Consider the following 11,669-nt stretch of genomic DNA (forward strand, 5'->3'; position numbering starts at 1 on the left):
ATAGTTCCTGTATTCCCTGTTAATGTGATGTTAGCTGGAGAGTTGTTAGCACAAATAACTTGATTCCCAGAAATTGTACCTAAGACCGTAACTGGACTAACACTTAAATTTGTTGAAATTCCTGTAAAAGTTGCCGAACACGTTGGTGTGGTACTCGTGGTAGTAATACTAGTAATCAACAATACTTGATTATTGTTTGCAACTGTCAAGTTTGGCGTTGTAAAGGTTGCTACTCCTGAAGCATCTGCAACCACTCCGGTTTTAGCAGGCTGTGCCGTTCCAGCTATCGAATAATTAATAGTAAAAGTTTTTCCAGGCAAAAGACCTGTTAAACGGATCGTGGCTGCTGAACCTGTACAAGCTGAGCTAGGTTGTGAAACACCAGTAAGAGTTGGTGTTGAAACATTCACAACAACTGACGCACTGGTAACCGAACAAGATCCAGCAACTGCCTTTACTATTCTTCGGTAATACGTAGTAGTCGTTGGGCTTACATTATAATCTTCAGTTGTAACTCCTGTATTTGTCCATGTTGAATTATCTGGAGAAGATTCCCACTGAAATGTTAAGTATGTATTTGCAGCACCGTTTATCAAATAGTCTGAACCATTTAATGCTATAGAAGTACCGCGACAGATAGTGCTTGTTGCCGGCGTGATTGTATTTGTTGATATATCAAATGGTTTTATCCCGAAAATGACTGTATTATTGGTTTGATTCTCATAATAATCTAATACCAACTCATCATTTGGATTCAAATTAACTAATACATTAGGATAATTAGTTATAGCCTGTTCTTTCCATCTGTCTATAACCAATGCTCCATTAAGATACAATCTAACTCCATCATCGCCTGAAATTGTAACTAAATAACAACCACTCTTTGATGTTATCATTCGATATCTAACCGCAAAAAGTTCTGTATTAATTTTTGTTCGTACAGAGCCATTTGAATAAACATTAAAGCAATTAGCAGTACCTCCAAAACTTTCATTTAAAGCCTCAAAGTTGAAATCATAATAACCTACGTATTGAGCACTTGCAAAAGGATCTGTATTTGCTATAGAAGGAGGAGAAGGTGTACCACCTGGAGGAGCTCCACCAGTCCAATTATAAACATGGCCTCTCCATGTATCGTTTCCTGCGGTTGTTTGATTATCGTAATTATTACCTATTCCCGTTTGCTGAAGTCTTAAAGTAATAGCAGAAGTACTTCCTGAATTACAATTAGTACCACGTAATACTAAAACCTTAATTTTTCCTGAAAATGTTGCGACATAATCAACTGTCGCTCCGCTATCACTATAGTCACGAGTTATGTAATTATTATTAGCATCATCAAACAAACCTAAATATTCAATATTGTTTCCCCCACTCCATGAGTTTGGAATTGAAAATTCATAGGTAAAGCCGGATATTACATTTACTGTAACATAGCTTTGTGATTGAGTGGCTACTGAAATATCTGTTGAACTATCAACACAAAAAGTGATATCATTTCCAGTTTTTGTGGCTGATGGAAATGCATTACACTGTGCGTAATTTACTGCAGTAATAAAACAAAAAGCAATTACAAACATCCATTTTCTGCTGTTTTTTGATAAATTTTCTGAAAACATAAAATCTTCAATAAATAAAGAACGAACGAAACAAAGTAATTTTTTAATCATATAAGGCGTGGTATTAAATTTGTTTTTGGCGTTAAAAGAAACAAAACCGCATTGCATTTCTTGGGCAATACTTTAATTTTGGCTTTTAAAACTTGAAATCGGCAGCTAAAACTCTGTTTTTCAAAGAGTCTTAACTTGTGAAATTATCGTACAAAAATATTATAATTACGCACATACACAATATTTTAGCCAGCTATTTTTTAAGAAATGATAAAAAATTATCATAAATTTTAACATCAAAATGACTATTTTTAGCAATAACCGTTAAAAAGAAGGAAAAAACACATGAATTCAATTTACACAATAAAGGAAGCCTTACTGAAATTAGAACACTTTTGTGCGTATCAGGAACGTTGTCATGGCGAAGTGGTTTCTAAATTATACAGCCTGAAAATGACTGCTGACGAAATCGATACTATTGTAGTTCAGCTAATTGAGCATAATTTTTTAAATGAAACCCGTTTTGCCTGTAGCTTTGCAAGAGGAAAACACCGAATGAAATCGTGGGGCAAAATCAGGATTACAAACGAACTTAAAGCCAGACAAATTTCTTCGACTAATATTACACTAGCACTTAAAGAAATTTCAATAGAAGAGTACGAATCTACTTTCGAAAATCTGGCGGAAAGATGCTGGGACAGTATTCCCGAAAAGAATATATTGAAAAAACGAAAAAAGTTCTGCGACTATCTCCTTCGTCGTGGTTATGAAAGTCATTTTGTTTATGATAAAGCAAAAGAACTGGAACAAAAATAACTTCTATTTTTCTCACATAATACTTCTTCTTAATTCCCTGAAAAACAACCAATTTATCAGAAAATACTTTCCTATACAAATGTCGTTTTGTTGCGAATTATGGATAATGTTAGACGTTTTTTAGTTTAAAATTACAAAAACATAACAGTTTTATCTATTATGTTGCGACTTTTCTTATAATTAATTTTACTGATTTATAAGAATTTCCACAAATAGAGCATTTTCAATATGCATTTCAACGATTAATCTAAACACTTCATCGATTAATTGGCTATTACAAAACCTTGCTTATATCAAACTCGTAGATGTCTATATCTTTGTCAGGTTAAATGCTATGCCAGCATAACATCCTGATTGAAACCACTTAACATGACTACTTGGTTTCTTTTTGATGTAGCTTTTTCAATTCATCCATGGCATGTAAACATTAAACAAAACAAGATAAAAAAACCGTTTTTAAAAATTAAATGCCACGATTTAATATGATTCGAAAATTACTTTTACCTTTTTTATTTTTATTATTGCCTTTTTTTGGATTTGCCCAAGCTTTAACCGGTCGTGATTACACCGTTGGTGGTTCAGGCTCTGATTTTCCCACTTTAGCGGATGCAATAAGCCGCATCAACAGAGACGGAATAAGTGGCGCAGTAACTTTACTTTTAAATGAAAATCAACCACTAGCATCACAAATTGTTATTGATCAAATTGTAGGCTCTAGTGCAACCAACACTCTTACTATTAAACCGAATGTAGGCAAAACCATTACAATTTCTGGAGGTCAAGTTTGGACAAATACTTCGCTAATTAAACTAAACGGAGCTGATTATGTCATTATTGATGGTAGTAATACAATCAATGGCACAACTAAAAACCTGACAATAAAAAGTACTGTTGCTGCCGACAATAACAGCGAAAGCGTAATTTGGATTGGTAGTGCTTCAAACTCTAATGGAGCAACTTATAATACTATTAAAAACACTATCATTCTTGGAAGCCTTAATACTCCAAGTAATGAGAACAGCACTTGCTTAAATGGTATTCTTTCATCAAGTGCTTCTGACATTACAAAGGAAGAAGACAGTCCAAACAGCTACAACACTATTACCAACAATACCATTTCGGCTGTGAGAAATGGTATAAATATTAAAGGAAATAAAAACTCCACTTCAAAAAACTTGACTATTTCAAGTAATGATTTTGGAGGTTCTGGAAAAGAGATCACGCTTAATGGAATTATAATTGATAATGCAGATTCTTTCAGCATCACCAAAAATACTTTAGATAATTTTTTAAGAAGTGACAACAGCACCTTTATCTACGGTATTACAATAAAAGGAAAATCATCAAACGGTTCTATACTTCAGAATAAAATTTCAAATATTAAATCTGTTCAGTCTGGTTCACGAGGAATTTATATTGATTTAGATAATTCTGTTACATCAAATTTAACGGTTGCAAATAACTTTATCAGTTCCGTCTATACTTCTCCTTATAACAATAAGGATGATTACAATAATGCAGGACATGGTATCTATATTAGCAACGGAAAAAAAATAAACATCTATTACAATACTGTATCATTAAATATGAATCAGAATGTTTTATCAGCTTGTTTATTTATTGCCGATGGAAGTGTTTTGGACATACGAAACAATATATTCTCTAATTCTCAAACTAGTGGTACTCGCTTTGCAATTTATACTAGTACAAATAAAAATGCTTTTTCATTCATAAGATATAATAATTACGTAACCAGCTCTGGTGGCAAGATCGGACACATGGGAAGCCCAAATTCTGATTCATCAACGATTACAGAATGGCAAACAAGTACAGGTCAGGATACAGGTTCGTTAAGTGCCGTGCCAACATTCTCATCTGAGTTGTTTTTAGCTGCAGGAAATATAATCAACGAAAGTTTAATTGGGGATTCTACATTATCAGCAATAACAAATGACATTCAAGGCGATAGCAGGACAAAACCTTACATGGGTGCAGATGAAATTTTTAGCTGCACATCACCTTCAATCACAACTCAGCCTGCAATTCCAGCTAGTACTTGTTCAGGAAACGGTACGCAGTCAATGACTGTTGCGGCTTCAGGAACAGGATTAACTTATCAATGGAGAAAAGGTGGCATTAACTTGTCAAACGGAACAGTCATTGGCGGGGCAACATCAGCCACGCTTACCTTAACTAATCCGACAACTTCTGACGCAGGAAGTTATGATATAGTTATAACTGGAACTTGTTCTCCAATCGTAACTTCTAATCCAGTTACTGTCACAATAAATTCCGCTCCTACAATAACAACACAGCCGACTGCTCCTGCAGCAACGTGCTCAGGAAGCGGTACCCAGTCAATGACTGTTGTGGCTTCAGGAACAGGGCCATTAACTTATCAATGGAAAAAAGACGGTACAAATGTAACAAACGGAGGAGTTGTAGCCGGGGCAACAACAGCAACGCTTATTTTAACTAACCCAACAACAGCAAACCAAGGAAGCTATACTGTACAAATCAGTGGTTCTTGCGCACCAGCTGTAACTTCAACTCCTGTTGCTGTTACAATAAATACAGCGACAGCAATAACAACACAACCAACTGCGCCTGCAGCAACTTGTTCAGGAAACGGTTCGCAGTCAATGACCGTTGTAGCTACAGGAACAGGATTAACTTATCAATGGCGAAAAGACTTAACTCCAATTACAAACGGAGGTGTTATAAGCGGGGCAACATCTGCCACGCTTACTCTAACTAATCCGACAACTTCTGACGCAGGAAGCTATGACGTAGTTGTAACTGGAACTTGTGCCTCAGCAGTAACATCAACTGCCAGAACAGTAACTGTATATACTCCAACAATTACTACAACACCAAAAGCAAAAACCTGTGCAAATAGGCATATAGCGTATGATACTCAAGGAGGAAAGTCTAATTATATATGGTCTGTTTCAGGAGTACTTAATACTGATTACAAACTTATTGATAAAGGAACTGCTACTGATAGCTATATTGTAATTGAATGGTTAACTACAGGATCAAAAACAGTAAGTGTTAATTATACCAATACCAATGGATGCACCACTTCTACTCCCGGCACATACACAACAGAAATCGTAATGCTGGACCAAGGTCAAGTTAATGGCGGAAAACATATTTGTCCTGGCGAAACATTACCACCATTAACATTTAATACTTACGCTAATCGCAATGTACCATATCCAGATACATCAGTAATTGAAAAATGGCAATATAGCGATGGAGGCAACGTAAACTATATTGACATTCCAGGTACTCGCGGAAAAACTACCTATACGCCAACATCAATTTCAGGATCAACTAGACAATACCGAGTTGTGGTTGATAATGGAACATGTTCTGACCAATCCATATACAGTGCAATAGATATTGATGTAACAACTGCAATTACAGCTGAATCATTAGCTGGGCAGTCAGTATGCAGCGGTACTGCATCTACACCTATATCTGTTACTGCAGTAGGAACTCCAAGAGCAGGGCAATCTTCTATTGAATATCAATGGTATAGTAGTGCTCAAAGCAATCTATCAAGTCCAACCTTAATAAATGGTGCAACTAGCAATGCTTACACACCACTTTCAACAACAGCTGGAACACTTTATTATTATTGTATTGTAAGAGGTCAATGTGGCACTGCGACAAGTAACGCTTCAGGCGCCTTTATTACTAATGCAAAACCAACAGCCCCAACTGCAACCGTAACAACCCAACCAACTTGCTCAGGGACAAAAGGAACTATTACTATTACAGCAACTACTGGTTACACTTATAGTATCAACGGAACAGATTATTACAATCAAACCGTATTCGACTCACTAGATCCAAATACGTATGTCGTAACTGCAAAAAATGCTTCGGGTTGTATTTCATCAACTGGTACATCACTAAAAGTTAACACGCCAGCATATAAAACATGGACAGGAGCAACAAGCACAGATTGGAATGTAGCAGGCAACTGGAGTCCGTCAGGAATTCCATCTGCAACAGACTGTGTTATTATACCTGCGGGCGTAGCAAAAAACCCAGTTATTTCAGATGAAAATCTGGACTCCTATGCCTATACCCTAACTATTAATGATCAAGCTTCACTGCTTGTTAAAAGCAGTACTACTTTGAGAGTTAACAGTGCTGTCAAAGTTTTATTCTCTGCCTCAACATCAGGCTCATTATTTTTCGAGAACAAAGCAAGCTTAATTCAAACAGATAACACACTAAACATAAACAGTGGTAAAATTTCATATCAGCGTACAACACCCGGAATTCGTCAAGCTGACTATACTTATTGGTCAACACCTGTACAAGGGCAAACACCTGCTGGAATCTCTCCTTTAACTGATCCAACCAAAATCTATTATCATAGTGGTTCCGGATGGGTCGCAATGTCCAGAACAAGTGTTATGACTCCTGGCAAAGGTTATATTATTCGTGGTCCAGAAAATTATTCGAATACGGACAGAGCTACTTACACGGCAACTTTTTCAGGAACACCAAATAACGGTACTATTAATACCGAAAACCTGAATGCTGACAAATTCTATCTTGTTGGAAATCCTTATCCATCAGCTTTAGATGCTGAAAAATTTATACTTGCAAATCGTGATATGTTAAAGGGAACTCTTTATTTCTGGACACATAACACACCTGTAGTATTAGGAGGTGCATATCAATACGGGTCAGATGATTATGCTACTTATAATCTTACTGGTAGCGTAAAAGTTGCAGAACCGGCAGGATCGGCAAATAATGCAAACAACTATGCAAGACCTAGTGGTCAGATTGGTGCAGGACAAGCTTTCTTTGCGGGTACAAAAACTCCTGGATCACTTGTTTTTACAAACACTATGCGATCAGGAGGAAAGGATAATGGCCAATTCTACAAGCCAGGAAAAGATTCTAAAACAACTGGATTAGAAAAACATCGTGTATGGTTAAATATGACCAATACAGAAGGAGCTTTTAAGCAGTTAATGGTAGGTTATATTGAAGGAGCGACGGATGCGTATGAAAGCCTTTTTGACGGCACCACTATTGATGCAAATAAGTACCTGGACTTTTACAGCATCAATCAAAGTGACAAATTAGTAATTCAAGGACGTGCGCTTCCTTTTAAAGAAGCAGATAGTATACCATTAGGATACCGTACGACAATTAATGGCGATTTCACCATTTCTATTGACGAAGTCGACGGAAACATGACTACTCAGAAGATTTATTTAGAAGATAAAACCACATCTGTAATTCATGACCTTACTGCAAGCAATTACACTTTTACAACTGTCGCAGGAACTTTTACAGATCGCTTCGTTTTACGCTACACCAATAAAACATTGGGAACCGGCGATTTCGAAAATATCGAAAACGGATTTTTGGTTGCTGTAAAAGATAAAACGATAAAAGTTTCATCGGTAAAAGAAAACATCAAAGAAATCACCATTTTTGACATTAACGGAAAACAACTTTATAATAAAAAGAAAGTTGGATCTACTGAATTATCAATATCAAACCTGCAGGCAGCCAATCAGGTTTTATTGGTGAAAGTGACTTTAGAAAACGATTATGTCGTAACGAAGAAAATCATATTTCAATAAATAAAAAGAAACGACAAAAAAACTCCATTCGCCGCAGCGAATGGAGTTTTTTTTGTAAAATCTAAAATCTAAAATCTAAAATCTAAAATCTAATTATCTTTTTTCAATCAAAATACTAACAGCATTTCCCCCAAAACCAACCGCATTAATCATTACCTTTTTGATTGGTTTTACCTGGTTTTGTTTTTCTCCAAACGGCACTCCAATAAACCTGTCGTGCTCTATCATCAAAAGGGCTAATTCTAAACTTAATATTCCGGAAGCTCCAAACGTATGCCCAATTTTCCATTTATTCGTAGTTAACAAAGGTAATTTTGATCCGAATACTTTTTCGATGGCACGTAATTCCGTTAAATCACCTTTTATGGTTCCGGGAGCATGCATTACAATAACATCAATATCTTCTAAATTTTCATCTTTTAGTGCCATTTTCATAGACTTCTGAAAACAGTCCGCCTCGGCAGAAATAGAAATATTATGCTCTAAAATTTCAGTGGCATAACCAACACCAGTTATATAAGCAATCGCATTTTCTGCCTCACCTGCTTCTAAACAGCAAACGGCAGCGCCTTCGCCCAAAATCATGGTGTTTTGTGTTTTATCAAAATCAAAAGCCAGATTGGGCCAGCTTTCTTCCTCCGGATTAATACGCGAATATATTTTTAAAGCTCTCATTTGAGCAATCGTAAAATCGGTCAACGGTGCTTCACTTCCTCCTACTAAAAATTTATCTGCCATTCCGGATTTTAACCACGCAACACCATTTAATACCGCATGAAGTGCAGTCGAACAGGTAATAGAATGCGAAATCTCAGGACCGACACTTTGTAAATCGTGCGCGATCCAGGAAGAGATATTCCCTAAAGTGGTAGTTGGAGAAGCCAGAGTCTGTGCTTTTCCTGTGTCGATGTATGTTTTATAATGTTTTTCAAATAAATCGGTAGCACCACGAGAAGAACCAATGTTGATTCCGAAGATATCATCCAATTTCCAACCAGCTTGTTCAACTGCTTTTCTGGAAGCCGCCAATGCAAACAAAACGGAATCATCTAAAAATTTATATTTAGGATCTGATTCCCGAATCTCAGCAACGATTTGCTTTGATTCGGCACTTAAAGCAGCTACAGAAGTTTCCTGTTGATCTAAAAATTGTTGAGAAAAACAATGTTTATTATCGAGGTATTTTTCCCAAACTTCAGCGACATTATTTCCTAAAGGAGAAATGGAGGAAAAAGCAGTTATAGAGATTTTATTTGTATTCAAAATAGTGTTTTTATGCCTGTTGTGTTTTTAACCGCAAACGGCGAAAAGATTTACGCAAAGGTCGCAAAAGTTTATAAAAAGTCTTAACTAATTGTGTATTAAGTTCGCTAAGCTTTTCGAAAAAGGGTGCGTGATAGCACGCGGATGGCACGGGTGAAACGGATTTGCACTGATTTCAAATTATTAATTTGCGTAAATCTGTTTAATCCGTTAAATCTGTCGGCAAAATCACACCATTTCTATGGCTTCTTCAATTGTTTTATATACTTTCTGAAGTTGGTCATCCGTCATTATGTAAGGAGGAAGAATATAAACGATATTTCCAACAGGTCTCAAAATAACACCTTTATCGATAAAGAAATTATATAGTTTGGTTCGCATGGATCCGTAATAACTTTCTTCAGCATATGATTTAATTTCAACAGCAAAAATAACGCCCAAAGTTCTGGCTGTAATCACTTTTGAATGATTTTCAATCTTCTTTTGAAACTGTAAGTGACTTCTATTTATTCTTTCAATATTCGCCTGCATTTCACGCGTCTGCAATAAATCGATACTGGCCAAAGCAGCTGCACATCCCGTTGGATTTGCCGTAAAAGTATGTCCATGAAATAAAGCTTTATTGATATCATCATCATAAAAAGCATCAAAAACATCTTGCGTAAAAGTGGTAATTGCCATCGGAATTGTTCCTCCTGTTAATGCTTTCGACAGGCAAATCATATCCGGATCTTCTGAAACATAATCCATTGCAAAGGTTTTTCCGGTTTTACCAAAGCCCGTCATTACTTCGTCGGCTATTGTCAAGACCTTATTTTCTTTGCAAATCTGAATCAGCTTCCCTAAGGCTTCTGGTTCATACATCACCATGCCGGCCGCTCCCTGAACCAAAGGCTCAAAAATAAAACCAGCGCAATTGTGCGTTTGAATTACATTCTTTAGTGCTTCAAAACTTTCCTGCTCCTGCCCTTTTACCGGAACCGGAATTCGGACTACATCTATAAACATTCCCTGAAAAGCCTGGGTATAAAATGAGATTCCACTTGCCGCCATTGCCGCAAAAGTATCTCCGTGAAAAGCATTTTCGAAAGCTATTATAGTGGTGCGTTTTTCATTTTTATTAAAAAAATACTGTAAAGCTACTTTTATAGCCACTTCAACTGCTGTCGAACCATTATCAGAAAAGAAGATTTTTTGTTGATTCTTTGGAAGAATTTCCATCAGCTTCTCAGCTACTTTTATCGCTGGTTCATGTGTAAAACCACCAAATAAAACGTGTTCTAAAGTAGTGAGCTGTTTGTAAATCGCATCGGCAATAAATTTATTGCTGTGTCCAAACGGATTTACCCACCAGGACGCAATCGCATCAATATATTCTTTATTGTTTTCGTCCCAAAGCAATGCGCCTTCTCCTCTCGAAATGGCAATTGGCGTTTGCGAAGTTTTGTGCTGTGTATAAGGATGCCAAAGATATTGGCTGTCTTTTTCTGTTAATGTCATTTTTTAGAGAATAGATTATAGAGTCAAGAAGAAAGACTAAACTCTATAGTTTCCGCAAAGATAAGAAAGTCTATTTGCTAAGCTGCAATTCTTGTTTCTATTCTCTTATTTCAATACTGTATTTTCTCACCAGCAATTCCTATTTAATCCTCTTTCATCTTTCTTCTTGTTTCTTTCTTCTTGTTTCTTTCTTCTTGTTTCTTGTTTCTTGCTTCTATAATCTATTCTCGATATACTACAACCCAAGAAGATTGTCTCGAAACAAATCAGCGTATTCGCGAATCACATTTTGATCAAAATACGGTTCTTCATCAATTCTTCCGATACATTTTACTCCGGTTTTGTTCAGAATTAAACTTTCAGTCGATTTGTTTTCGCTTCCGCTGAAGATAATTCCCGCCACTTGAAAACCTCTGTTCTGAATAGCTTCTATAGTCAATAAAGTATGATTGATGCTTCCTAAATAATGTCTTGAAACTACAATTACTTTATAGTCTGGTTGAATTAAATCGATAATGGTATCATTTTCATTCAACGGAACAAATATTCCTCCTGCCCCTTCTACAACCAAATGATTTTCTGTTTTTGGCTCGTGAATCTGTTTTAAATCAATTGTTACTCCATCAATTTCTGCTGCCAGATGCGGACTTGCAGGCGTATTTAAGGCATAACTGTTCGGGAAGAATTGAGATTTGGAATTTGAAACATACGATTTCACTTTATGACTGTCAGAATTGTCCAAATCTCCAGCCTGAATAGGCTTCCAATAATCTGCTTCTAAAGCTTCTACTACTATTGCTGATGTTACCGTTTTACCCACATCAGTTGAAATTCCTGTTATAAATATTTTCAT

The 11,669-nt window shown here is 36.3% G+C and carries 6 protein-coding genes; 2 read left to right on the forward strand and 4 right to left on the reverse strand.

All coding sequences use genetic code 11. The features are described 5' to 3' along the window. Positions 1-1,670: PA14 domain-containing protein (locus B0A65_RS01945; RefSeq protein WP_207556399.1), on the reverse strand; the 1,670-nt coding region annotated here is incomplete at its 3' end. Positions 1,671-1,955: 285 nt separating this feature from the next. Between B0A65_RS01945 and B0A65_RS01950 the strand changes: the two genes are divergently transcribed. Together B0A65_RS01950 and B0A65_RS01955 are read left to right on the forward strand one after the other, a co-directional pair. Next, positions 1,956-2,426, forward strand: a complete 471-nt coding sequence (locus tag B0A65_RS01950; protein WP_074660285.1) for a regulatory protein RecX — start codon at positions 1,956-1,958, stop codon at positions 2,424-2,426. 467 nt (positions 2,427-2,893) lie between these two features. Beyond that, entirely contained in the window at positions 2,894-8,053 is a 5,160-nt protein-coding gene (locus tag B0A65_RS01955) for a T9SS sorting signal type C domain-containing protein (RefSeq protein WP_123890262.1), read from the forward strand. Between the two features lie 93 nt (positions 8,054-8,146). Here the strand turns inward: B0A65_RS01955 and B0A65_RS01960 are convergent, their stop codons facing one another. From B0A65_RS01960 to bioD, 3 genes are all read right to left on the reverse strand, one after another. After that, on the reverse strand, positions 8,147-9,316 hold the full coding sequence (locus tag B0A65_RS01960) for a beta-ketoacyl synthase N-terminal-like domain-containing protein (RefSeq protein ID WP_074660283.1): 1,170 nt from the start codon (positions 9,314-9,316) through the stop codon (positions 8,147-8,149). 228 nt (positions 9,317-9,544) lie between these two features. Further along, positions 9,545-10,816 (reverse strand): adenosylmethionine--8-amino-7-oxononanoate transaminase, encoded by a 1,272-nt coding sequence (gene bioA / locus B0A65_RS01965; RefSeq protein WP_074660282.1) that lies wholly within the window; start codon positions 10,814-10,816, stop codon positions 9,545-9,547. A gap of 235 nt (positions 10,817-11,051) precedes the next feature. Next, positions 11,052-11,669, reverse strand: a complete 618-nt coding sequence (gene bioD / locus B0A65_RS01970) for a dethiobiotin synthase (protein ID WP_074660281.1) — start codon at positions 11,667-11,669, stop codon at positions 11,052-11,054.

This window comes from Flavobacterium frigidimaris, from assembly GCF_002217275.1.
Classification (GTDB): Bacteria; Bacteroidota; Bacteroidia; order Flavobacteriales; family Flavobacteriaceae; genus Flavobacterium; species Flavobacterium aquidurense.